This is a genomic window from Mycobacterium toneyamaense, from assembly GCF_055384815.1.
Genome location: NZ_AP040333.1, coordinates 1,292,296 through 1,315,664, shown reverse-complemented (window position 1 = coordinate 1,315,664; position 23,369 = coordinate 1,292,296). Strand labels below are relative to the sequence as shown.

The 23,369-nt window shown below is 68.2% G+C and carries 18 protein-coding genes; 11 read left to right on the top strand and 7 right to left on the bottom strand.

The window, feature by feature from the left end; all coding sequences use genetic code 11:
- Positions 1-33: 33 nt before the first annotated feature.
- The gene (locus ACZ5IQ_RS06455) at positions 34-573 is read left to right on the top strand and encodes an LppP/LprE family lipoprotein (protein ID WP_464481435.1); all 540 of its coding nucleotides are present in this window, start codon (positions 34-36) and stop codon (positions 571-573) included.
- A gap of 51 nt (positions 574-624) precedes the next feature.
- Entirely contained in the window at positions 625-1,302 is a 678-nt protein-coding gene (locus ACZ5IQ_RS06450) for a DUF6461 domain-containing protein (protein ID WP_464480992.1), read from the top strand.
- A gap of 51 nt (positions 1,303-1,353) precedes the next feature.
- On the opposite strand, the gene ACZ5IQ_RS06445 is transcribed toward ACZ5IQ_RS06450, so the two are convergent.
- Complete coding sequence (locus tag ACZ5IQ_RS06445) at positions 1,354-1,734, bottom strand: DUF2200 domain-containing protein (RefSeq protein WP_464480991.1); 381 nt, start codon at positions 1,732-1,734, stop codon at positions 1,354-1,356.
- A gap of 11 nt (positions 1,735-1,745) precedes the next feature.
- On the opposite strand from ACZ5IQ_RS06445, the gene ACZ5IQ_RS06440 reads away from it, so the two are divergent.
- From ACZ5IQ_RS06440 to ACZ5IQ_RS06425, 4 genes are read left to right on the top strand one after another with little or no spacing between them, the layout of a single operon-like run.
- A complete protein-coding gene (locus ACZ5IQ_RS06440; protein WP_464480990.1) occupies positions 1,746-5,165 on the top strand; it encodes a TM0106 family RecB-like putative nuclease in 3,420 nt (1,139 codons plus the stop codon).
- Complete coding sequence (locus tag ACZ5IQ_RS06435; RefSeq protein WP_464480989.1) at positions 5,162-5,677, top strand: hypothetical protein; 516 nt, start codon at positions 5,162-5,164, stop codon at positions 5,675-5,677. Before ACZ5IQ_RS06440 ends, ACZ5IQ_RS06435 begins: the two co-directional genes overlap by 4 nt.
- On the top strand, positions 5,674-7,026 hold the full coding sequence (locus ACZ5IQ_RS06430) for an FAD-binding oxidoreductase (protein WP_464480988.1): 1,353 nt from the start codon (positions 5,674-5,676) through the stop codon (positions 7,024-7,026). Before ACZ5IQ_RS06435 ends, ACZ5IQ_RS06430 begins: the two co-directional genes overlap by 4 nt.
- A gap of 48 nt (positions 7,027-7,074) precedes the next feature.
- Positions 7,075-7,668, top strand: a complete 594-nt coding sequence (locus ACZ5IQ_RS06425) for a hypothetical protein (RefSeq protein WP_464480987.1) — start codon at positions 7,075-7,077, stop codon at positions 7,666-7,668.
- Positions 7,669-7,762: 94 nt separating this feature from the next.
- Here the strand turns inward: ACZ5IQ_RS06425 and ACZ5IQ_RS06420 are convergent, their stop codons facing one another.
- On the bottom strand, positions 7,763-9,514 hold the full coding sequence (locus ACZ5IQ_RS06420) for a DHA2 family efflux MFS transporter permease subunit (protein WP_464481434.1): 1,752 nt from the start codon (positions 9,512-9,514) through the stop codon (positions 7,763-7,765).
- A gap of 185 nt (positions 9,515-9,699) precedes the next feature.
- Complete coding sequence (locus ACZ5IQ_RS06415; RefSeq protein ID WP_371824521.1) at positions 9,700-10,986, bottom strand: multidrug effflux MFS transporter; 1,287 nt, start codon at positions 10,984-10,986, stop codon at positions 9,700-9,702.
- Positions 10,987-11,146: 160 nt separating this feature from the next.
- On the opposite strand from ACZ5IQ_RS06415, the gene ACZ5IQ_RS06410 reads away from it, so the two are divergent.
- Together ACZ5IQ_RS06410 and ACZ5IQ_RS06405 are read left to right on the top strand one after the other, a co-directional pair.
- Complete coding sequence (locus ACZ5IQ_RS06410; protein ID WP_464480986.1) at positions 11,147-11,917, top strand: hypothetical protein; 771 nt, start codon at positions 11,147-11,149, stop codon at positions 11,915-11,917.
- Positions 11,918-12,124: 207 nt separating this feature from the next.
- Positions 12,125-15,796, top strand: coding sequence for a multifunctional oxoglutarate decarboxylase/oxoglutarate dehydrogenase thiamine pyrophosphate-binding subunit/dihydrolipoyllysine-residue succinyltransferase subunit (locus ACZ5IQ_RS06405; protein ID WP_464481433.1), 3,672 nt, complete (start codon positions 12,125-12,127; stop codon positions 15,794-15,796).
- Here the strand turns inward: ACZ5IQ_RS06405 and ACZ5IQ_RS06400 are convergent.
- Both ACZ5IQ_RS06400 and ACZ5IQ_RS06395 read right to left on the bottom strand, forming a co-directional pair.
- Positions 15,771-16,886 (bottom strand): MbnB/TglH/ChrH family RiPP precursor modification enzyme, encoded by a 1,116-nt coding sequence (locus tag ACZ5IQ_RS06400; protein WP_464480985.1) that lies wholly within the window; start codon positions 16,884-16,886, stop codon positions 15,771-15,773. The two genes, ACZ5IQ_RS06405 and ACZ5IQ_RS06400, sit on opposite strands and share 26 nt — an antisense overlap.
- Entirely contained in the window at positions 16,883-17,794 is a 912-nt protein-coding gene (locus ACZ5IQ_RS06395) for a TIGR04222 domain-containing membrane protein (RefSeq protein ID WP_318986602.1), read from the bottom strand. Before ACZ5IQ_RS06395 ends, ACZ5IQ_RS06400 begins: the two co-directional genes overlap by 4 nt.
- Positions 17,795-18,036: 242 nt before the next feature.
- Here ACZ5IQ_RS06395 and ACZ5IQ_RS06390 point away from each other — a divergent pair, with 242 nt between their 5' ends.
- Together ACZ5IQ_RS06390 and ACZ5IQ_RS06385 are read left to right on the top strand one after the other, a co-directional pair.
- Positions 18,037-18,873 carry an SDR family NAD(P)-dependent oxidoreductase gene (locus ACZ5IQ_RS06390; RefSeq protein WP_318986603.1) on the top strand — a complete coding sequence of 279 codons (837 nt, stop codon included), beginning with the start codon at positions 18,037-18,039 and terminating at the stop codon, positions 18,871-18,873.
- A gap of 29 nt (positions 18,874-18,902) precedes the next feature.
- Positions 18,903-19,733 (top strand): SDR family NAD(P)-dependent oxidoreductase, encoded by an 831-nt coding sequence (locus ACZ5IQ_RS06385; RefSeq protein WP_464480984.1) that lies wholly within the window; start codon positions 18,903-18,905, stop codon positions 19,731-19,733.
- Positions 19,734-20,016: 283 nt separating this feature from the next.
- Here ACZ5IQ_RS06385 and ACZ5IQ_RS06380 read toward each other — a convergent pair whose 3' ends face one another.
- Both ACZ5IQ_RS06380 and ACZ5IQ_RS06375 read right to left on the bottom strand, forming a co-directional pair.
- Positions 20,017-20,877 carry a glycine betaine ABC transporter substrate-binding protein gene (locus ACZ5IQ_RS06380; RefSeq protein WP_212812611.1) on the bottom strand — a complete coding sequence of 287 codons (861 nt, stop codon included), beginning with the start codon at positions 20,875-20,877 and terminating at the stop codon, positions 20,017-20,019.
- Positions 20,878-20,882: 5 nt separating this feature from the next.
- On the bottom strand, positions 20,883-22,025 hold the full coding sequence (locus tag ACZ5IQ_RS06375) for an NAD(P)-dependent malic enzyme (protein WP_212814933.1): 1,143 nt from the start codon (positions 22,023-22,025) through the stop codon (positions 20,883-20,885).
- Between the two features lie 136 nt (positions 22,026-22,161).
- Between ACZ5IQ_RS06375 and corA the strand changes: the two genes are divergently transcribed.
- Complete coding sequence (gene corA, locus ACZ5IQ_RS06370; RefSeq protein ID WP_212812612.1) at positions 22,162-23,268, top strand: magnesium/cobalt transporter CorA; 1,107 nt, start codon at positions 22,162-22,164, stop codon at positions 23,266-23,268.
- Positions 23,269-23,369: the final 101 nt, after the last annotated feature.

The following is a 23,369-nucleotide window of genomic DNA, read 5'->3' as shown; positions in this document are numbered from 1 at the left end:
GGTGGCCGGGTGCGCTGCGCCGAACCGAAACTGATGACGATCGCGGTGGCCGCACTCGCGGCGGCAAGCCTGTCCGCCTGTGGGTCGGGTGACTCCACCGCCTCCAAGACCCCCGAGCCGACCGCGCCGGCCGCCGCCAAGAAAACCGCCGCGCCGACCGTCGCCGCAGGTCCGAAGACCAGCGCGGCCCCGGCCGACCCCTGTGCTGTCAGCCTCACGGCGCCGGATATCGCCAAAGCGGTGTCGACGCTGCCTGCCGACCCGCGCAGCAAGCAGGGCTGGAGCCCCGAACCGCTGGCCGGGAACTACAACCAGTGCGCACCACTGTCGGTGGTGATTGTGAAAGCGAACACCAACGCCGAACAGCCGAACACCCGCGCCGTGATGTTCCACCTGGGCCAGTTGATCCCGACCGGGGTGCCCGACACCTACGGGTTCAACGGCATCGACCTCGCCCAGACCACCGGCGACACCGTCGCCCTGAGCTACACCAACCCGGGCAGCGGGCTCAAGAGCATCGTGCGGTTCCACTGGAACGGCAACGGTGTCGAGTTGATCGGCAACACGCACTAGCTGCGCTCACCAGGAAGACAATTGTGCCGAGAGGTGGGGTGGAGGTACGAAGTGACTGCCACAGCCGACGACTACTCGTGGTGGAAGACCTGGCGTCCCGACTGGGCTGAGGCGCACTGCCTGACGCTCGTCGGCGACATCACTGCGGCGGAGGTCGTCAACCGTCTCGGCGCCGACGTGCTGGATTCGGTGCAGGGCATCGATGCGCTCTACGAACTGGCTGTGGCCGATGAGGCCGGTGGTTTCGACCCTGGCCTCATCGGCGTGACCGAGATCGGCGGCGCGTGGACGCTGATTGCCGAGATCAACGGCTTCGTCGGGGTCACCGAGCGACTGATCGGACCCCTGTCCCCCGGCCGAACGATTGTTTCGCACTTCAGCAATATCAACGCGGTCCGCCGGTTCCATTGGTGGCGCGACGGGGAACTCGTGGTCGATTTCGACCTGTTGTTTCCGGCCGAGCGGTTCGGCGCCGATCCGGAGGCAGTACGTGACGATCTTGCTGCGATAGGCGTGCCGGTGGATGCCGACCCGGTGGAGCTCGCCGGAATCGACTTGGGCGCGGCCGGTTTTGCGCTTGCCGAGCGTCTCACCGACGTACGGTGCACGCCGGACCTGTTCGAGCGCAGCAACTTCGCGGTGGCGCGGGTGGCGACACCCGGCACCGAGGAGGAGCAACGATACGGAGCTGCTCTCCGAACCTCGTGGCGCCACCCGGCGAGCTGGTGATTCCCGGTGCGGAGGCACCAACCTGCGGGAACCAGATGACGCCCGGCCGGATCAGGCCCTGAGCACCTTCTCCATGGCCTTGCCCTTGGCCAGTTCGTCGACCAGCTTGTCGAGGTAGCGGATTTTCCGCATCAACGGGTCCTCGACGTTCTCGACGCGGACGCCGCACACCAGACCGGTGATCAGGGTGGCATTCGGATTCAGTGTCGCCGCGGCGAAGAAGTCCTCGAACGTCGTCTCTGCTTTCAGGTGCTCAGCCAGGGTGGCCTGGTCGAATCCGGTCAGCCAGCAGATGACCTGGTCGAGTTCGGCGGTCGTGCGCCCCTTCTTCTCCACCTTGTTGACGTAGTGGGGATAGACCGACGCGACGCTCGTGGTGAAAATCCTGCTCACTCCAGCCAAGGTAACCCCGGTCTGTCGGCGGGCTGCCATATGGTGGCGACGTGTTCCTCAGTCCGACCGATCACGCTGCGCCGGTCATCTACAGCGCATCGGATCTCGCGGCCGCGGCGCGCTGCGAGTACGCGCTGCTGCGCCGGTTCGACGGGCTGCTGGGCTGGGGACCGAAGGCCGTCGTGGACGACGACCTGCTGGCCCGCACCGCCGAACTGGGCGACGCGCATGAGCAGCGGCATCTGGACCAGCTGCGGGAGGCGTCCGGCGACAACGTCACGATGATCGGCCGGCCGCGCCCGTACACCGTCGCCGGGCTGCTGGCCGCGGCCGAAGCCACCCGGGCCGCCGTCGACCGCCGGGCACCGGTGATCTATCAGGCCGCGATGTTCGACGGCCGTTTCCTGGGATTCGCCGACTTCCTGATCCTGGAGGACGGCCGCTACCGCCTGCGGGACACGAAGCTGGCCCGGTCGGTGAAGGTCGAGGCGCTCCTGCAGTTGGCGGCCTACGCAGACGCGCTGACACAGGCCGGCGTGCCGGTGGCCCCCGAGGTGGATCTGGTGCTCGGCGACGGCACCATCGCCAGTTATCCGGTGGCCGAGCTGCTTCCCGTTTACCTCCCGCGGCGCGCGGCGCTGCAGCGGCTGCTCGACGAGCACCGCACCGGTGGAACACCGGTGTCCTGGGAGACGCCCACGCTGCGGGCCTGCCACCAGTGCGAGGACTGCGAAGTCCAAGTCCGCGAGCGGGACGACCTGCTGCTGGTGGCCGGGATGCGGGTGAGCCAGCGGGCCCGGCTGCTCGACGCCGGCATCACCACCATGCACCAGCTGGCCGAGCACAGCGGCGCGGTGCCGGGGCTCTCGTCGCGCATCGTGGCCAATCTCGTCGGGCAGGCGCGGCTGCAGGTCGCGCCGCCGATCGACGACAAGCCGCAGTTCGAGGTCATCGACCCACAGCCACTCACCGCGCTGCCCGAACCCGACCGCGGCGACCTGTTCTTCGACTACGAAGGCGACCCGCTGTGGACCGAGAACGGCCGGGACTGGGGCCTGGAATACCTGTGGGGCACCCTGACCGCGACGGGACAGTTCCACCCGTTGTGGGCGCACGACCGGACCAGTGAACGGCAGGCGCTCATCGATTTCCTGGCGCTGGTACGCAAGCAACGCAAGCGGTACCCGAACATGCACATCTACCACTACGCGGCCTACGAGAAGAGCACGCTGCTGCGGCTGTCCGGGCGCTACGGCGTCGGCGAGGCCGAGGTGGACGAGTTGCTGCGCAGCGGTGTGCTGGTCGACCTGCTGCCGTTGGTGCGCAAGAGTATTCGCGTCGGGACCGAGAGCTACAGCATCAAGTACCTGGAGCCGCTGTACATGGGCGGTGAGCTGCGTGTCGGTGAGGTCACCAAGGCCACCGACTCCATCACGCAGTACGCGCGCTACACCGAACTCGAGGCGGCCGGCGAACACGAGGAAGCCGCGACCGTCCTCAAGGAGATCGAGGACTACAACCACTACGACTGCCGCTCCACGTTGCGGCTGCGCGAGTGGCTGCTCGGCGTGGCATGGGCCGCGGGCATCGCGCCGCGCGGCCCGGCAGTCGGTGGCCCCGCGCAACCGGAGGCGGCCGCGCCGGCCGACGACGCCACTCAGCGTGCGCTGGCGAAGTACGCGGGCGACGGCACCACGGCTCGCTCGGACAAGCAGCAGGCCGTCGCCATGATCGCGGCCGCCCGCGGATACCACCAGCGCGAGGAAAAGCCGTTCTGGTGGGAGCATTTCGACCGGCTCAACAACCCGGTGGACGAATGGGCCGACTGCACAGACGTTTTCGTGTCCACGGCAACCCCGCACGTCGCCGTCGACTGGAACATTCCGCCCAAGGCCCGCAAGCCGCAGCGCCAGGTGTTGCTGCGCGGCGAGATCGCCGCCGGCTCGCTCCGGCCCGGCGCCGAGGTGTTCGCACTCTACGAGCCACCTTCTCCGGCAGGACTTTCCGACGATCCCGACATCCGCGCCGCCGGTACCGCCACGGTGGTGGACTGCAACGAGGACGGCACCGAGGTGCTGATCGTGCACCGCACCGGCAAGGACGGCGACGAGTTCGGCCAACTGCCCTTCGCCCTGACGCCGGGTCCGCCGCCGAACACCAAACCGCTGCGGACCTCGATCGAGACGACGGCTGCCGAGCTCGCCGCCGGGTTGCCGTCGCTGCCGCCCAATGCGCCGCTCGACATCCTGCTGCGGTCCGCCCCGCGCACCCGGTCCACCGGCCCGCTCCCCCGCACCGGCGACGCAGCGCGCGATATCGTCGCCGCCCTGCGGGATTTGGACTCGTCGTACCTTGCCGTGCACGGCCCGCCGGGCACCGGGAAGACCTACACCGCCTCGAAGGTCATCGCCGACCTGGTCAACCTCGACCACTGGCGCATCGGCGTCGTGGCGCAGGCGCACGCCGTCGTGGAGAACGTGCTGAGCAGCGTGGTCAAGGCCGGGGTGGACGGCCGGGTCGTCGGCAAGAAGCGTGCCCCCGAGGGCGCACCGTTCAGCGACGTGCCGGACAACCAGTACGCGCGCTTCATCGAGGACAACAACGGCTGCGTGATCGGCGGGACCGCTTGGGATTTCGCCAACGACGGCCGGGTCCCGCGCGGCAGCCTGGATCTGCTCGTCATCGAAGAGGCCGGCCAGTTCAGCCTGGCCAACACCATTGCCGTCGCACCCGCGGCGAGCAATCTGCTGCTGCTCGGCGACCCGCAGCAGCTGCCGCAGGTCAGCCAGGGCACCCACCCCGAGCCGGTCGACGAGTCGGCGCTGAGCTGGCTGGTCGAGGGCCGCCACACCCTGCCCGCCGAACGCGGCTATTTCCTCGACGTGTCGTACCGGATGCACCCGGCGGTGTGCGCCCCGGTATCGGCGCTGTCCTACGACAATCGGCTGCTGGCGGCCGAAAGTGTCAGCGGCGCACGGCGATTGGCCGGTATCGAACCCGGCGTGCACCTGATGACCGTCGAGCACGAGGGTAATGCGACCGACAGTCCCGAGGAGGCCGAGGCGATCATCACCGCCATCGGCGGCCTCGTGGGCAGGCAGTGGACCGACGAGGACGGCACGAAAACCCTTGGCCCCGAAGATGTTCTGATCGTGGCGCCGTACAACGCGCAGGTGGTGCTGCTGCGCGAGTGGATGGACGCGGCGGGCTACGGCGACGTCCAGGTGGGTACCGTCGACAAATTCCAGGGGCGGCAGGCCCCCGTGGTGTTCGTCTCGATGACGGCGTCGTCCATCGCCGAGGTGCCCCGCGGCATGGGCTTTCTGCTGAACCGCAACCGGCTCAACGTGGCGATCAGCCGCGCCAAATACGCTGCGTACGTGGTGCGCTCGGCGCTCTTGACCGACTATCTCCCCTCGACGCCGGACGGGATGATCGAACTCGGCGCGTTCCTGTCGGTGACCGCATGACCATGCCGCAGCCGGGCATACCGGTGCCGCCCGTTCACCACGTCTGGACCGCGGGACCGTCCGATCGCCGGCGCTTCACGTGGCTCTCCACCCAGCGAGCCCTGACCCGGTGGCAGCTGTGGTTGATCATCGTCGTCGGCATCGGTTTAGTCTCAGCCGGCGCCGGGTCCATACCGGCGGCCATTGGCATCGCGGTCGTCCTGCTGCTGGTGTTCTTCGGGCTCATCACGGCGATGACCTGGTTCCGCAGCTATCGAGCCTTGGGCCACAACATGTTTCCCGGCGCGCAGTGGGCCTCCGGGTTCAACGACCAGGGGTTCATGCTGGCCACCCCGACCGGCACGGTGACGCTCGACTGGGGTTCGGTCATCGCGATCCGGCCCTCCGCCGCGATGGTGACCCTCCAGACCAAGACCGGCCGCATCGGCATCCCCGCGCCGCTCGTCCCGCCACCGGCTGTCGCATACGCCGCCGGCCAGATCGCCCGTCGACGGCCGGTGTCACGGCCATGACGCTCTTGGATCAGCTCGCATCGATCGTCGGCACCGGGTACGTCACGACCGATCCCGACGTGCTCGCCGGACGCGTCGTCGACCAGACCGGGCGCTACCGCGGCCACGCCCAGGCGCTGGTCCGCCCCGGCAGCGAGGACGAGGTTGCCGCAGTGCTGCGTGCGTGCCGCGATGCGGGCGCCTGCGTCACGGTGCAGGGCGGGCGGACGTCACTCGTGGCCGGCACCGTTCCCGAGCACGACGACATCCTGCTCTCCACCGAACGGTTGTCGGCGGTCGGAGCTGTCGACACCGCGGAACGTCGCATCCGGGTCGGCGCCGGAGCGACCTGCGCCGCCGTACAGCACGCCGCGACCGCCGCAGGCCTGGTGTTCGGCGTCGACCTCGCGTCCCGCGATTCGGCGACCGTCGGTGGCATGGCGTCGACCAATGCCGGCGGCCTGCGGACCGTGCGCTACGGCAATATGCGCGAACAGATTCTGGGCCTCGAGGTGGCGTTGCCCGACGGCACACTGGTGCGGCGGCACAGCCAGGTGCGCAGCGACAACACCGGTTACGACCTGACCTCGTTGTTCGTCGGCGCGGAAGGCACACTCGGGGTCATCACCGGCCTCGACCTACGGCTGCACCCCGTCCCGCCCCATCGGGTGACCGCGGTGGCCGGGTTCGACGACCTCGACGCCCTGATCACCACCGGGCGACGGCTCCGGGACATCGACGGCATCGCGGCACTGGAGCTCGTCGACGCACGCGCCAGCGCCCTGACCGCGGAGCACCTCGGTGTGCACGCCGCCGTCGGCGGCGCCTGGCAGCTGCTGGTTGAAATGGCCGGCGAGGCAGACCAAACCGACCTGCTGGCCGACGTGTTGAGCGATGCCGAACTGACGGGTGATCCCGCGGTGGGCGTCGATGCCGGCGCAAGCCAGCGGCTGTGGCAGGTTCGCGAATCGATCGGCGAGGTGCTGGGCTGGTATGGCCCGCCACTGAAATTCGATGTGTCGCTGCCACTTTCCTCGGTCGCACGGTTCGCCCGTGCGGCGGTGGCGGTCACCGAAGCGCACGCGCCCGAGGCCATCCCCGTACTGTTCGGCCATATCGGCGAGGGCAACCTGCATCTGAACCTGGTGCGCTGCAACGTCTCCGGCGAAACCGAACGAGCCCTCTACACCGCGATGATGAACCTGATCGCCGACTGCGGCGGCAACGTCAGCTCCGAACACGGCGTCGGCACCCGCAAGCGCGACTACCTGACCATGTCGCGCACCGACGCCGACGTCGCGGCCATGCGCACGGTGAAGGCGGCGTTCGACCCGACCGGGTACCTCAACCCCGCGGTGCTGTTCCGCTGATCCGGTCCCAGAGGCTCCGGTAGCGTCAATATGGTGCGCCGATTCGCCATGGTTGTTGCTCTCGGACTGCCCCTGCTCGCGATCACCTCAGCACCCGACGGCCACGCCGCCCCGGCATGCGGCACCACCGATCCGAGCCGCGCGCCCGCGGTCATCACCGGGTTCGACGGCTACGCCGCGGTGCACCTCTGCGACTACGCCGGGCCCAAGCACTACGGCTGGTCGTCGTACCGGTTCAAGACCGCCGGCGGCGTGCACTGCGAGCTGTACGACGGACCGAACTCGTGGCAGTACTACTCCAGCATCACGTGCTGGGGGAAGCTGCCGGGCGTACCCGCGGACGTGACCCAGGTGGAAGTCGCGGCCGGCAGCGTGGCGAGTTTCGGCCAGGCCGATGTGAAGCAGAAGGAAACGCAAAACGGTGGCATGCCCGTCGACCCGGCCAGTTACCGGGAGCTGGCCCCCGGCCAGAAGATCGTCGTCCCCGGTGCCAAAGGCTCGGTCGACGAGAACGACGAAGTGTGCGCGACGGCGGGCGACGGCGCCCTCACCTGTGAAATCCAGAATCCCGGCGAGGCCTGGGGCCAGGACAGGAAGACCCACGGTTTCGTGCTGTCTGCGCAGGGCAGCCACGTCTACTGAGCACTGCCGGCCGCGACGGTAACGCCACGGCGCAAATGATGGCCGAAAATCGCCCTGCGGTTACGTTCGCGAGCCGGTGCCACCCCGTGCGGCACTACATCGAATGCAAACCGTAGACGCCTGGGTCGTCGGCCTCGTCGTCTTCGCGGTAATGCCGCCCCCGGCCCGGTGCCGAAGGCGCCTCAGCCTTCATGGCCTCCGGCCGACGCGGGCTGTGCCAGTGGTCGACGCGCATCGGGATAGGTGAGGTGCGCGGCTCGTCGGGGTCTTCGGACTCGTAGTGCGCGTAGTCCTCGTCGGGTTCGGCGGGCGCGTCGTACCAGTCCCACGGGTCGGAATCGTCCACGGCGTCGAACTCGGTGCGATCGACGGTGTATTCGACGTAGTCGTCGTCGTCGGGAAAGTAGTTGGGCTCGGGCGGTTCCGGCACGGAGGTCCGGGGCCGCACCAGCGGCGCCGCCGTCGCCTGACCCCGCAGGAACAGCGCGGCGACGACACCGAACAACGCGACGAACGCCGGCAGCAGCAGCGACTGCGACATCGCGGTGGCGAACGGTTCGTGCAGGAACGGCGGCAGGGTCACCGGTGTGCCTTCGCCGGCGACGGGCCGTCCGCCGGCCGGCATCTCGGCGCTGATCCGGGACGTCATGTAGGCAGCCATGCCGGCGCTGCCGAGTACCGAACCGACCTGCCGCGTCGCGTTGTAGACGCCGGATCCGGCGCCGGCCAGCCGCGGCGGCAGGTTGCGGGTGGCGGTGGCCGCCAAGGGCGACCAGATGAACGCCATGCCGATGCCCATGGCGATGAACGGCAGCACCAGCTGCCACAGCGGGGTATCGGGGGTCAGCCCGAACGACAGCCACGTCAGCCCGATCGCCAGCGCCGAAAAGCCCGATCCGACGATCGGCTGCGGCGGGTAGCGGTCGATGAGCTTGCCCACGAGCGGCGCCAGCATCCCGGACACCACCGCCATGGGCGCGGTGAGCAGAGCCGACTCCGTCGCGCTCAGGCCGAGGACGGCCTGAGCATGGAACATCACCGGCAGGATCATCGCGGTGACGCAGAAGCCGATGGTGGCCACGGCCACGTTGGACAGGCAGAAGTCGTTGTCGTGGAACACCGTGAGCGGGATCAGCGGCTCGTCCGGGTTGACCGACTGCCAGTACACGAAGGCGGCCATGAAGCCCAGACCGGCAAGGATCACCAGCCAGATCCACCAGGCCCAGTCGTGCGTCTGCCCCTCCTGCAGGCCGAACACGATGCCGAACATGCCGACGCCCGACAGCACCACGCCGAGGATGTCGAAGCGGTGCCGTTCGGTCGGCAACTGCGGGACCAGCACCCAGGCCAGCGCCAGGCCGACGATGCCGATCGGCACGTTGACGAAGAAGATCCACTGCCAGCCGAGGTGGTCGACCAGGACGCCACCGGCCAGCGGGCCGACCAGCGTCGCCACCCCGGCCGTGGCACCCCACACGCTCATGGCCGCGCCCCGGCGTTCGGGCGGGAAGATTCGCGTGATCGTGGACAGGGTCTGCGGCGTCAACAGCGCCGCGCCCAGACCCTGCACGACGCGTGCGGCGATCAGCATCCCGATGCTGCCGGACAAACCGCACCACAACGACGCCAGCGTGAACACCGCCAGGCCCGTCAGGTACAAATTGCGGGGCCCGAAGCGGTCACCGAGCCGGCCCGCGACGAGCAGCGGTACCGCATACGCCAGCAGGTAAGCGCTGGTCACCCAGATGACACCGTCGTAGTCGGTGCCGAGCTTCTGCATGATGACGACGTTGGCGACGGCAACGATCGTGGAATCGACCAGGATCATGAAGAAGCCGAACATCATGGCCCAGAGGGCATGCCACGGCCGACTCACTTGCGCAGCACTCACCGACGAACTCCGGCGGAAATCAACGTATGCATGCAGTCGGTATCAAGTCTGGTGGCCGGCCGATGTGCCGGTCTCGACTTCGACGCTACGGACAGTCGCGGATCCGAACAAGTCAGCAGTTCGGCGCCGCGACCACAGACCTAATGGCGGTGGCGTTCGTGTCCCGATTCGCCCTTGTCGCCGACGGCCAGCAGTGCGAACAGGGCGACCACGACGCCCGTCGTCATCACGCCCGCGAGCGCCAACTCACCGTTGCCCAGCGCGCCGACGAGCGGCGCCACTGCCGCGCCGAGCCCGAACTGGGCGGCACCCAGCGCGGCCGCAGCGGTGCCGGCGGCATCCGGGTGACGAGCCAGCGCGACGGCAGGTGTGTTCGGAATCACGAGCCCCATCGCGGCCAGCATGGCCCACACCGGGATCAGGAAACCGGCCAGCCCGCCCACATGCAGTACGGCCAGCGCGACGAACACGAGGCCGAACACCGACGCGGCGATCAGGGCGACCACAGCGATCTTCTGCGGCTCGAACCGGCGCAGCAGCACGACGTTGAACTGCGTGGAACCGATCAGCGCGATGGCACCGGCCGCGAACACCAGGGCGAAGGTCTGCTGATCCAGGCCGTAGCGGCCCTGCAGCACGAACGCGGCCCCCGCGATGTACGCGAACAGGCCCGACATGCCCAGGGCACCGACGAGGACCAGCACCACGAAACGGATATCGCTCAGCACCTCGACGTACGTCCGCAGGATGGCGCGCAGTTGCAGCGGGCGCCGGTCGGCGACGGCGAGGGTCTCGGGCAGGGCCAGCACTGCCACCGCCAGGATCGCGCCGCCCAGCACGGCGAGCGCGGCGAACACCCAGTGCCACGAACCGCGCAGCAGCACGGCCGCGCCCAGCGACGGCGCCAGCACCGGCGCCACGCCCAGGACCAGGATCAACCGCGACATCACGACGGCCGCGACCGACTCTTCGAACAGGTCACTCACGACAGCGACGGCCACCACAGATGCCGCGGCGGCACCCACACCCTGCAGTGCGCGGGCGATGCCCAGCACCTCGATGTTCGGCGCGAACAGGCACAGCAGCGAGGCCGCCATGTGCAGCAGGATGCCGGCGACCAGCGGGCGCCGACGACCCAGCGCGTCCGACAGCGGACCGACGATCAGCTGGCCGAGGGCCAGGCCGCCCAGCGTCCCGGTCAGCGTCAGCTGCGCGACCGACGACGACAACCCCAGCTCAGAGGCGATGCGGGGCAACGCCGGCAGGTACATGTCGATGGTCAGCGGGCCGAGTGCGACCAACAGGCCCAGCACCACGATCATCCGGGTACGGCTCGGCGCCGGACGTACCTCCGGGGCCTCGGCGGGCACGCCACTATCGGTGGCGTCGCCTACCGCTGTCAGATCCACAAGGGGCGATGCTGCCATGAATATGGTTAGCAATGCATACCGGTTTTTTCTTCCCGGCAAATCGGCAGCATTCAGATGTGATCGCCGGCTCAGCTGGTGCCGGGCACTCAGATGGCACGCCGATCGTTGACCACGCGTTAGCCTGAATTCCTGTGTACGGAGATGGAGAGGCCGGCCGATGAGTGCTCGCTCCAGCATGAAGGGGCAGTTGCCTGTGAAGCATGACGCCCACACCGAGAACCCTGGCGCTGCCGCCAAGGCGCTCTCGCACATCCTCGAGGGCGGGGCCCGGGTGCAGGCGCCGGCTGTGGCCGCCTACGTGAACCGGCTACGGGAGCACAACCCCGGTGCCACCCCGGCCGAGATCATCACCAAGCTCGAGAAGCACTACATGGCCGCGACCATGGCCAGCGGTGCCGCCGTCGGATCGGCTGCGGCGTTCCCCGGCATCGGCACGCTCGTCGCGATGTCGGCGGTTGCCGGCGAGACCGTGGTGTTCCTCGAAGCGACCGCGGTGTTCGCCCTCGCGGTGGCCGAAGTGCACGGCATCCCGGTCACCGAGCGGGAGCGTCGTCGCGCGCTGGTGCTCGCCGTTCTCGTCGGCGATGAAGGCAAGCACGCCATCGGAGACTTGCTCGGCACCGGCCGCACCAGCGGCGCGTGGCTGGCCGACGGCGCGGCGACCGTACCGCTACCGGCTGTCTCGCAATTGAATTCGCGGCTGCTGAAGTTCTTCGTGAAGAAGTACACACTCAAGCGCGGCGCCATCGCCTTCGGCAAGCTGCTGCCGGTGGGCGTCGGCGCGGTGATCGGCGGCGTCGGCAACCGGTTGATGAGCAAGAAGATCATCGAGAACGCCCGCGCGGCGTTCGGGCCCGCCCCCGCGCGGTGGCGCCAGACGCTGCTCGTGCTGCCCGAGGCGCGGGATAGCAAACCCTCCACAGATTGATCCACCAATAGGTGGGCTTCCGCCGTCCGCGGAATCGGCCGACGGGTTAGCCTTAGGCGGCACGGGGGCGGGCGACCGCCAACACAACAGAGGGCGGGTACGCCGGGCTGAGGTCCGGCGCTCGTCGGACAGAAGGAAACGAGGCGAATAGCGGCCGTGAGCACATCACCTTCACCATTCGGTCAGAACGAGTGGCTGGTCGAAGAGATGTATCGCAAATTCCGTGAGGACCCGTCCTCGGTGGACCCGAGTTGGCACGACTTCCTTCGTGACTACAACCCCGAACCCATCACGGACACAACGGATTCCGTAACCGTGGCAACCCCGGCGCCCGCCGCCGCACCCGCGGCTCCGGCGGCCGCGCCGGCTCCCGCCGCGGCCCCTGCCGCTCCGGCCGCCCCGGCCGCCGCGCCTGCCAAGGCCGCCCCTGCCAAGGCTGCCCCCGCCAAGGCCGTCGCCGGACCCGCGCCCGCGGAGGACGCCGAGACGCAGACGCTGCGCGGTGCCGCGGCCGCCGTCGTCAAGAACATGAACGCGTCGCTGGACGTGCCGACCGCCACGAGCGTGCGCGCCATCCCCGCGAAGCTGATGATCGACAACCGCGTCGTCATCAACAACCACCTCAAGCGCACCCGCGGCGGCAAGATCAGCTTCACCCACCTGCTGGGCTACGCGATCGTCCAGGCCGTCAAGCAGTTCCCGAACATGAACCGGTACTTCGCCGAGGTCGACGGCAAGCCGACGGCCGTCACACCGGCGCACACCAACCTCGGTCTGGCCATCGACCTGCAGAACAAGGACGGTTCGCGCCAGCTCGTCGTCGCGGCCATCAAGCGTTGCGAGACAATGCAATTCGGCCAGTTCATCGCCGCGTACGAAGACATCGTCCGGCGCGCCCGCGACGGCAAGCTGACCGCCGAGGACTTCAGCGGCGTCACCATCTCGCTGACCAACCCGGGCACCATCGGCACCGTGCACTCGGTGCCGCGCCTGATGCGCGGCCAGGGCGCCATCATCGGCGCCGGCGCCATGGAGTACCCGGCCGAGTTCCAGGGCGCGAGCGAAGAGCGCATCGCCGAGCTCGGCGTCGGCAAGCTCATCACCCTGACGTCGACCTACGACCACCGCATCATCCAGGGCGCCGAGTCCGGTGACTTCCTGCGCACCGTGCACCATCTGCTGCTCGACGACGACTTCTACGACGAGATCTTCCGCGAGCTGGGCATCCCCTACGAGCCGGTGCGCTGGCGGATCGACAACCCGGACTCGATCGCCCACAAGAACGCCCGCATCATCGAGCTGATCGCGGCCTACCGCAACCGCGGCCACCTGATGGCCGACATCGACCCGCTGCGGCTGGACAAGACCCGCTTCCGCAGCCACCCCGACCTCGACGTCAACACCCACGGCCTGACGCTGTGGGACCTGGACCGCGAGTTCAAGGTCGACGGCTTCGCCGGCAAGCAGTTCATGAAGCTGCGCGACGTGCTGTCGGTGCTGCGCGACGCCTACTGCCGCCACGTCGGTGTCGAGTACACCCACATCCTCGAACCCGAGCAGCAGAAGTGGCTGCAGGAGCGCGTCGAGGTCAAGCACGACAAGCCCACGGTCGGCGAGCAGAAGTACATCCTGTCCAAGCTCAACGCCGCCGAGGCCTTCGAGACCTTCCTGCACACCAAATACGTTGGGCAGAAACGCTTCTCGCTGGAGGGCGCGGAGGCCGTCATCCCGATGATGGACGCCGCCATCGACCAGGCGGCCGAGCACAACCTCGACGAAGTGGTCATCGGCATGCCGCACCGCGGCCGCCTCAACGTGCTGGCCAACATCGTCGGCAAGCCGTACTCGAAGATCTTCAGCGAGTTCGAGGGCAACCTGAACCCGGCGCTGGCGCACGGCTCCGGCGACGTCAAGTACCACCTCGGCGCCACCGGCCACTACCTGCAGATGTTCGGCGACAACGAGATCGACGTGTCGCTGGTCGCCAATCCCAGCCACCTCGAGGCCGTCGACCCGGTCCTGGAGGGTCTGGTCCGCGCCAAGCAGGACCTGCTCGTCGGCGACGAGCACGACGACAGCGACGCCCATGGCCGCTTCTCGATCATGCCGATGATGCTGCACGGCGACGCCGCGTTCGCCGGCCAGGGTGTGGTCGCCGAGACCCTCAACCTGGCGCTGCTCAAGGGCTACCGCACGGGCGGCACCGTCCACATCATCGTGAACAACCAAATCGGATTCACCACGGCGCCAACGGATTCGCGCTCCAGCGAATACTGCACCGACGTGGCGAAGATGATCGGCGCGCCGATCTTCCACGTCAACGGCGACGACCCCGAGGCCTGCGCCTGGGTCGCCCGCCTCGCCGTCGACTTCCGTGAGGCGTTCAAGAAGGACGTCGTCATCGACATGCTGTGCTACCGCCGCCGCGGTCACAACGAGGGCGACGACCCGTCGATGACCCAGCCGTACATGTACGACGTCATCGACACCAAGCGTGGCGTCCGCAAGACCTACACCGAAGCCCTCATCGGCCGTGGTGACATCTCCATGAAAGAGGCCGAAGACGCCCTGCGCGACTACCAGGGCCAGCTGGAGCGGGTCTTCAACGAGGTCCGCGAGCTCGAGAAGCACGAGCTCGCGCCCAGCGAGTCGGTGGAAACCGACCAGACCATCCCGCAGCGCCTGCTGACGGCGGTCGACAAGTCGCTGCTGGCCCGCATCGGCGACGCGCACCTGGCGGTGCCGGAGGGCTTCAACGTCCACCCGCGCGTCAAGCCGGTGCTGGAGAAGCGCCGCGAGATGGCCTACGAAGGCAAGATCGACTGGGCGTTCGCCGAGCTGCTCGCCCTGGGCTCGATGGTCGCCGAGGGCCGGCTGATCCGGTTCTCCGGACAGGACACGCAGCGCGGCACCTTCACGCAGCGGCACGCGGTGCTCATCGACCGCGTCACCGGCGAGGAGTTCACCCCGCTGCAACTGCTGGCCACCAACACCGACGGCACCCCGACCGGCGGCAAGCTGCTGATCTACAACTCGGCGCTGTCGGAGTTCGCCGCGGTGGGCTTCGAGTACGGCTACTCGGTGGGCAACCCTGACGCCATGGTGCTGTGGGAAGCCCAGTTCGGTGACTTCGTCAACGGCGCGCAGTCGATCATCGACGAGTTCATCAGCTCCGGCGAGGCCAAGTGGGGCCAGCTGTCCGACGTCGTGCTGCTGCTGCCGCACGGCCACGAGGGCCAGGGCCCGGACCACACGTCGGGCCGCATCGAGCGGTTCCTGCAGGTGTGCGCCGAAGGTTCGATGACGGTCGCCATGCCGTCGACCCCGGCCAACTACTTCCACCTGCTGCGCCGGCACGGTCTCGACGGCATCCACCGCCCGCTGATCGTCTTCACCCCGAAGTCCATGCTGCGCAACAAGGCCGCGGTCAGCGACATCAAGGACTTCACCGAGATCAAGTTCCGCTCGGTGCTCGAGGAGCCGACCTACGAAGACGGCGTCGGCGACCGGTCGAAGGTCACCCGGGTGCTGCTCACCAGCGGCAAGCTGTACTACGAGCTGGTGGCGCGCAAAGCCAAGGACAAGCGCGATGACATCGCGATCGTGCGCATCGAGCAGCTGTACCCGCTGCCCAAGCGCCGGCTCAACGCCACGCTGGACCAGTACCCGAACGTGCAGCAGTACTTCTGGGTGCAAGAAGAGCCGGCCAACCAGGGCGCCTGGCCGACCTTCGGCCTGAGCCTGCCCGAATTGCTGCCCGAGAAGCTGACCGGCATCAAGCGCATCTCCCGCCGGGCCATGAGCGCGCCGTCGTCGGGCAGCTCGAAGGTGCACGCCATCGAGCAGCAGGCGATCATCGACGAGGCGTTCGCCCCGTAGCGTCGAACCTGAGCTTGGGTGCGAACTTCCGCCGGAATTTCGCACCCAAGCTCATTTTCGGCTGAGTATGGGCTCGCTTGTGGGCCAATGCAGCGCCGGCCACCGCAACACGGTCGGCATCGAATCCCGCCGGCGGGCCGGACAGCCCCAGCAGTGCCTGCAGCAGCGTGTCCTCGGCATCGGCCAACGCATGCCGGGTCAGGTCCGACGGCTCGGCCCCCACTCGACCGGGTCGCCGCTGTGGTCCCGCGACCCAGGGCCGCACCACGTCATCGCCGACTCGTCCGACAGCCGACCTGATGGCGGCCAACTCCCGAGTCAGCACGCTGGGCGCCGGGTAGGCGCCGTCGCGTTCCAGCATGACGGCGGGCAGCACGGTTCGGCTCGCGAGCTCGGCGAGCAGATCCAGGACCGGCTCGGCGACGTCGGCGGTGTGGGTGTCGTGCCAGATGCCGTCGCGCAAGGCTCCCCCGGCGACGTGCACATAGGCGATCCGATCCAATGGCAACGTATCGAGCGCAGCGATCGGATCGGCGCCGAAGTTGACGGCGGACGTGTACAGGTTGGCCACGTCCAGCAGCAGGAGCGCGCCCGTGCGCTCGATGATCTCGCACAGGAACTGCGCTTCGGTGAACTCGTCGTCGGGCCAGGACACGACGGAGGCCACGTGTTCGAGGGCCAGCGGGACGGCCAACGCGTCCTGAGCGATCCGGACATTGGCCACGACGACGTCGAGCGCGGCACGGCTGCGCGGCACCGGCAGGAGATGCCCGGCTTCGCGGTTTCCGGCGCGCACGAAGGCGATGTGCTCGCTGACCAACGGGGCACCCAGGGCCGCCGCACAGTCGCCGAGGTGCTCGAGCCGGGCGCGGTCGGGACGCTCCGCGCCGCCCAACGAGAGCGAAATTCCATGTGGCACAACGGGAATTCCGCGACTACGCACCGCCTCCAGCGAAGCCGGCAGGGCGCCGGGCCGGATGCCTTCGGCGATCACCTCCATGAACTCGACACCGGGCAGTCGCTCGATGGTGAGGTCGATCTCGGGCCGCCAGCCGATACCGATGGCAGGCCCGGAAGCTCCGGTGGTCATCCGCCGCACCCGCCGCAGCCGCCACAGCCACCGCCGCCACATCCCCCACCACCACCGCCGCAGCTGCTGCCGCTGCCGCAACCGCCGCCGCCCGCGACACCGACGCTGCCGAGCAACGAGGTACGCAGATCGTCGTCGGTCAGCGCGACGAACCCGAGCAGCGCGACGCCGACCACCTGTGCCTGACGGGCCGCATCGGTGCGTCCGGTCTCAGCCGCAGGTTCGGTCAGGGCCACCCCGGACTCATACCGGTTGCGCATGCCCTGCAGGGCGAGTTGCCCTTCGGCGGACGGGCGGTGTGCCGCATCGGCAAGGAACGCGCGCACCAGGACGAGTGTCGACAGACCGGTTGCCACCAGGAAAACGAACAGCAGAAGGACCTTGTGGTGCAGCTCGATGCCGTTGATCAACCGGAGCACACCGACGACCCACACCGCGCACGGCAGCAGCGCACACGCCCGCAGGATGGTGGTCGACCCGCTGTCGAGAAGCAGGCCCCGGGCACGCAACCGCTCACCGATCGCCACGATCCGGGGATGCTTGCGCAGCCGCTTCATCGCCGTCTTCCGGCGGTGCGTGGCGGACACGCCGTCGGCGACGGCAGCGTCCACGTCGTCGATCAGCGTGGCGCCGGCGGCGACGGTGAGCGTGCCGCCGCGGGAAACCAGAAGCCGGTCGCTCAAGGCCAGGTTCGCGATCGCCGTGCTGACGGTACGGCCCGGCCCGCCGGCCAGATATGCGGTCTCATAAGGGTCCAGTAGCGGTCGCGGATTCGGGGCATCGGTTTCCGCAGTTCCCGAGCGCGTCAACACGGCCCGGAAGCCGTACATCAACGCCAGCGCAAGCAGATACGTGACGAGATAGACGCCCAGAAACTGCGGTCCGGTCAGGCCCCACGATGCTGTCATCGGAATCAACTCCCTGCCGTCGGGTCGAAGAAGAGAAGCAATGCAGCGAGCGTCGCGGCAGGGGCGGCGTGCGTCGATGAAAATGGGCCCGCACCGGCCATTTCCTAGCATGATTCACAGGTTGAGGGCGGTTTGGTACCGTTTGGTACCGCAGCTCTCGCAGCGCCACCCGGTGCTATCCGACACCGGCGGTACCGGCTACTGTCGCTAGCAGCACGCGCATCGACCACAAGGGAGTGAACATGTCGGGCTTCGCCGGGAAAGTCTGTGTCGTCACCGGAGCCGGATCGGGTATCGGTCAGGCCCTCGCCATCGAGCTCGCCCGCTCGGGCGCCAAGCTGGCGATCAGTGACGTCAACACGGAGGGCCTCGCCGAGACCGAGGAGCGGATCAAGGCCATCGGCGCCCCCGTCAAAGCCGACCGCCTCAACGTCACCGAGCGCGAGGCCTTCGCCCTCTACGCCGACGCCGTCGCCGAGCACTTCGGCAAGGTCAACCAGATCTACAACAACGCCGGCATCGCCTTCACCGGCGACATCGAGGTCAGCCAGTTCAAGGACATCGAACGGGTCATGGACGTCAACTTCTGGGGCGTCGTCAACGGCACCAAGGAATTCCTGCCGCACCTCATCGCCTCCGGCGACGGGCACGTCGTCAACGTCTCGAGCGTCTTCGGCCTGTTCGCCGTCCCCGGCCAGGCCGCCTACAACGCCTCCAAGTTCGCCGTCCGCGGCTTCACCGAGGCGCTGCGCCAGGAGATGAAGCTCGCCGGCCACCCCGTCAAGGTCACCACCGTGCACCCCGGCGGCGTGAAGACCGGTATTGCGCGCAACTCCACCGCGGTCGAAGGCATCGACCCGAAGGAACTGGCGAAGACCTTCGACGCGAAGCTGGCCAAGACCACGCCCGAACGCGCCGCCAAGATCATCCTGGAGGCCGTCCGCAAGGGCCACGCCCGCGTGCTCGTCGGACCGGACGCCAAGCTGCTGGACCTCATCATCCGGGCCACCGGCTCGGGCGCGTACCAGGATCTGTTCTCCCGCGTCACGTCCCGCGTGATGCCGTCGCGCTCGCACTGACACCCACCACCCAACGCAAAGGAGCGGTCATGGAGGGATTCGCCGGCAAGGTCTGTGTGATCACCGGAGCCGGGTCGGGTATCGGTCAGGCGCTGGCCATCGCGCTGGCGCGCTCGGGCGCGTCGCTGGCGATCAGTGACATCGACACCGAGGGTCTGGCCAAGACCGAGGAACAGGTCAAGGCCATCGGCGCACCGGTGAAAGCCGACCGGCTCAACGTCGCCGAGCGGGAAGCCTTCGAGCTCTACGCCGACGAGGTGGTCAAGCACTTCGGCAAGGTCAATCAGGTCTACAACAACGCCGGCATCGCCTTCACCGGTGATCTCGAGGTCAGCCAGTTCAAGGACATCGAGCGGGTCATGGACGTCGACTTCTGGGGCGTCGTGAACGGCACCAAGGTCTTTCTGCCGCACCTGATCGCCTCGGGTGACGGGCACGTCGTCAACGTCTCGAGCATCTTCGGCCTGTTCGCGGTACCCAGCCAATCCGCTTACAACGCAGCCAAATTCGCCGTCCGCGGCTTCACCGAGGCGCTGCGCCAGGAGATGAAGCTCGCCGGGCATCCGGTCAAGGTCACCACGGTGCACCCCGGCGGCATCAAGACGAACATCGTGCGCAACTCGACCGCGGCGTCCGACATCGACTCCGCTGGCCTGAACAAGCTCTTCGACAGGGCGGCCCTGACCACGCCCGAACGCGCCGCGCAGATCATTCTCGAGTCGGTCCGCAAGGGCCACGCCCGGGTGCTGGTCGGGCCCGACGCCAAGATCGTCGACGTGATCGTCCGCATCACCGGGTCGGGCGCCTACCAGGGTCTCTTCGCGGCCATCGCCGGACGGGTGCTGCCGAAGCTCGGGTAACTCCCGGGCCAGTTGTGCGACCCCTGCCCGCGGGCGCCGAGACACGGGTGGACTTGTTCACCAACAGCGGCGGGGCGACAAGTCCCTGAGTGCAACCGGGACGACGATCCGCGAGTTGTTGTTGAAGCCAGGGACGTTTCGCGGCGCGGAACGGTGCGTGGCTTCAATCAGAACGACTGCTGCTCCCCCCGCGATTGAAACCACGCACTTCGCACCAGGTTCACCCACTACTGGTGAGCAGCGCGAGGGCATGTGAACCCCTGACCGCGGATTGCCCGCGCGGCTAGTGGTCCAGCGGATGCTGGGCCAGCCACGCACCCGCCACGGCCGCCGGATCGGCACCCTTGTCGACCTGACCGATCATGTCGGTCAGCGTCGCGGTGTCCAGTTCGCCGGCAATTCCGTTGAGCGCCAACACCTGTTGCTCGGCCAGGACATTGCGCCGGTACAAGGGCACCACGTTCTCGGCGCGGATCAGCGACGTCCGGTCGGTCAGTACCGTCACCCCGGACGGTACCGCGGGCGCCGCCGTCGAGGTCCAGGCCACCGTCACCGCACCCGCCTGCAACGCGTCGAAAAGGCTTGCGCTGTCCTTGAATTCACGAGCGGCCGGCAGGATGCAGTCCCCCACCCGAGCCGGATGCGCGTCGCCCGTCACCACCCCGACGGACAATCCGCCGCAGTGCCCCGGCAGCGCCGCGACATCCCGCTTGGCCCAGCGGTCCGCGGTCGCCGCGGTGACCGCGACGGCCGGCTTGTCCTGTGCCGACGCCGTGTAGTCGGCGGCGGCGACACCTTCGGGCAGCGCCGAGATCATCGACCGGTACACCTGCTCGTCGGCCCGTGCCGTGGCATGCGGGACGAATCTGACGAGCAGTTCACCGGTCAGCCCGGGCGCCACCGTCACATCGGCGGAGTCAAGTGCCGCAACAGGATCCGGGACCAGGTGCACCCGGGTCGGGATACCGAAGTACCCCAGCGCCGCCGAGTACAGATGCGCGAGCAGTTTCGACTCGGCGGTCGGTGCCGCGCCGACGGTCAACGCCGGAGGCCCGGGCACGGACTGCCCGCTGCTGCAGCCCGCCGTCGCCGCGGTGAGCAGTGCGGCCAGCGCCACACCGCCCGCCGCGACCCGGCGGCTCATGGTGTTCAGGCTTGCGAGGCAGCCGCCACCGCGGCCGCCACGGCCGGCCCCACGCGCGGGTCGAGCGCGCTGGGCACGATGTAGTCGACCGACAGATCGTCACCGACGACCGAGAAGATGGCTTCTGCGGCAGCCACTTTCATGGCCTCGGTGATCCGGCGGGCACCGGCGTCCAGGGCGCCACGGAACACGCCCGGGAACGCCAGCACGTTGTTGATCTGGTTCGGGAAGTCGCTGCGACCGGTCGCCACCACCGCGGCGTACTTGCGCGCGACATCCGGGTGGATCTCCGGGTCCGGGTTGGACAGGGCGAACACGATGCTGTTGGGCGCCATCTCGGCGATGAATTCCTCGGGCACCAGGCCGGCCGAGACGCCGAGGAAGACGTCGGCGCCGTCGAGCGCCTCGGCGATGCCACCGGTGACGCCACGGGGGTTGGTGCGGCCGGCGAGTTCGGCCTTGAAGGAGTTCAGGTCGTTACGACCGGAGTGCACGACACCCTTGCTGTCGAGGACGATGATGTCGCGAATGCCGCTGGCCAGCATGATGTTGGTGCAGGCCACACCGGCCGCACCGGCGCCGGAGACCACGACCTTGAGGTTGTGCATGTCGCGCTCGAGCACCTTGGTGGCGCCCAGCAGCGCGGCGAGGACCACGATGGCGGTGCCGTGCTGGTCGTCATGCATGACGGGGCAGTCCAGCGCCTCGATGACGCCGCGCTCGATCTCGAAACATCGCGGCGCGGAGATGTCCTCCAGGTTGACGGCGCCGAACGTCGGACGCAGCCGGATCAGGGTCTCGACGATCTCGTCGGGGTCCTTGGTGTCCAGCACGATCGGGATGGAGTCGAGGCCGCCGAAGGTCTTGAACAGGGCGCTCTTGCCCTCCATGACCGGCAGCGAGGCCGCCGGGCCGATATCGCCGAGGCCCAGCACGGCGCTGCCGTCGCTGACGACCGCGACCAGGCGGTTGGCCCAGGTGTACTTCTTGGCCAGGGTCGCGTCGGCCGCGATGGCACGGCTGACCTGCGCGACGCCGGGGGTGTAGGCGATCGACAACGCACGCTGGGTATCCAGCGGCTCGTTGAGGGCTACGGAGAGCTTGCCCCCTTCGTGGGCGGCGAAAATTTCCGCATCTTCGATGACCACCTGGGGTGTGCGCACAGCACCTGACTTATCTGACACCGCGTCAGGCTACTTCACTCAATTGTTACTCGCCGGTTCCGCGTAGCATTTGCGACTGGTCTACAGATCCGAGAAGTCCGCCCCACGGGAGGTCAGCCGCATGCCCTCGTTCCGCGCGCTCCAACCATCGAACTTCCGTCCCGTCCCGAAAAAGACGCACGCCGGCCCCGATGCCAGCTCCATCCACGTTCCGGTCGCCCGCGCCACTGTCGACTGCGGCGTCTACTCCATGGGCGCGCGGCTGCCCGGCAAGTACACCCACGGTGCCGCCGTCGCCAAGGTGCGCGAACTGCGCGCGGCCGGCGCCGAGGCCTTCGTGTGGATCGGGCTCCACGAGCCCGACCAGCACCAGATGCAGGCCGTCGCCGATGTCTTCGGGCTGCACGAACTGGCCGTCGAAGACGCGGTCTGCGCCCATCAGCGGCCCAAGCTGGAACGGTACGACCAGACCCTGTTCCTGGTGCTCAAGACGGTCAGCTACGTTGAACACGAGTCCGTGGCCAATGCCCGCGAGATCGTCGAGACCGGCGAGATCATGGTGTTCGTCGGGCCCGACTTCGTCGTCACCGTGCGGCACGGCGAGCACAGCGGACTGGCCGGTGTGCGGCACCGGCTCGACGAGTCGCCCACCATCCTCACGCTGGGGCCGTACGCGGTGATGCACGCCATCGCCGACCATGTGGTGGACAGCTACCTCGAAGTCACCGCGCTGGTCGAGACCGACATCGACACCATCGAACAGAGCGTCTTCTCCTCACACACCCAGACCGACATCGAGAGCATCTACCTGCTCAAGCGCGAAGTGGTCGAGCTGCGGCACTCGGTGAATCCGCTGACGATGGCGCTGCAGCGACTGCTGTCCGACCACAACGACCTGATCTCCAAAGAAGTCCGCCGTTACATCCGCGACGTCCACGACCACAACAGCCAGGCCGCCGATCAGATCACCGGGTTCGACGACATGCTGAGCTCACTGGTGCAGGCCGCGCTCGGCAAGGTCGGGATGGAACAGAACGCGGACATGCGCAAAATCTCGGCGTGGGTCGCCATCGCCGCGATGCCCACGATGATCGCCGGCATCTACGGCATGAACTTCGACAACATGCCCGAACTACATTGGCATTACGGCTATTTCGCCGTGCTGACGGTGATGGTGCTGGTGTGCACGGCGTTGTACCGGACGTTCCGCCACAACCACTGGCTGTAATTCAGCTCGGGCGATGAGCGCGCGCCGTAGCCGCTGACGGCAATTCGCTTGGCACGCAGGGCCCGGGTTGGCTGATGTTGCCGTCCGGCCCAAAACCGATC

What these genes read in the sequence shown, in the direction of transcription:
- ACZ5IQ_RS06425 (WP_464480987.1), top strand. Translation starts at nt 7,075, where the DNA reads ATGGTTGTTGCTCTCGGACTGCCCCTGCTCGCGATCACCTCAGCACCC.
- ACZ5IQ_RS06390 (WP_318986603.1), top strand. Translation starts at nt 18,037, where the DNA reads ATGTCGGGCTTCGCCGGGAAAGTCTGTGTCGTCACCGGAGCCGGATCG.
- ACZ5IQ_RS06405 (WP_464481433.1), top strand. Translation starts at nt 12,125, where the DNA reads ATGTATCGCAAATTCCGTGAGGACCCGTCCTCGGTGGACCCGAGTTGG.
- ACZ5IQ_RS06435 (WP_464480989.1), top strand. Translation starts at nt 5,162, where the DNA reads ATGACCATGCCGCAGCCGGGCATACCGGTGCCGCCCGTTCACCACGTC.
- ACZ5IQ_RS06410 (WP_464480986.1), top strand. Translation starts at nt 11,147, where the DNA reads ATGAGTGCTCGCTCCAGCATGAAGGGGCAGTTGCCTGTGAAGCATGAC.
- ACZ5IQ_RS06445 (WP_464480991.1), bottom strand. Translation starts at nt 1,734, where the DNA reads ATGGCAGCCCGCCGACAGACCGGGGTTACCTTGGCTGGAGTGAGCAGG.
- ACZ5IQ_RS06415 (WP_371824521.1), bottom strand. Translation starts at nt 10,986, where the DNA reads ATGGCAGCATCGCCCCTTGTGGATCTGACAGCGGTAGGCGACGCCACC.
- ACZ5IQ_RS06395 (WP_318986602.1), bottom strand. Translation starts at nt 17,794, where the DNA reads ATGACAGCATCGTGGGGCCTGACCGGACCGCAGTTTCTGGGCGTCTAT.
- ACZ5IQ_RS06420 (WP_464481434.1), bottom strand. Translation starts at nt 9,514, where the DNA reads ATGATGTTCGGCTTCTTCATGATCCTGGTCGATTCCACGATCGTTGCC.
- ACZ5IQ_RS06400 (WP_464480985.1), bottom strand. Translation starts at nt 16,886, where the DNA reads ATGACCACCGGAGCTTCCGGGCCTGCCATCGGTATCGGCTGGCGGCCC.
- corA (WP_212812612.1), top strand. Translation starts at nt 22,162, where the DNA reads ATGCCCTCGTTCCGCGCGCTCCAACCATCGAACTTCCGTCCCGTCCCG.
- ACZ5IQ_RS06430 (WP_464480988.1), top strand. Translation starts at nt 5,674, where the DNA reads ATGACGCTCTTGGATCAGCTCGCATCGATCGTCGGCACCGGGTACGTC.
- ACZ5IQ_RS06385 (WP_464480984.1), top strand. Translation starts at nt 18,903, where the DNA reads ATGGAGGGATTCGCCGGCAAGGTCTGTGTGATCACCGGAGCCGGGTCG.
- ACZ5IQ_RS06455 (WP_464481435.1), top strand. Translation starts at nt 34, where the DNA reads ATGACGATCGCGGTGGCCGCACTCGCGGCGGCAAGCCTGTCCGCCTGT.
- ACZ5IQ_RS06380 (WP_212812611.1), bottom strand. Translation starts at nt 20,877, where the DNA reads ATGAGCCGCCGGGTCGCGGCGGGCGGTGTGGCGCTGGCCGCACTGCTC.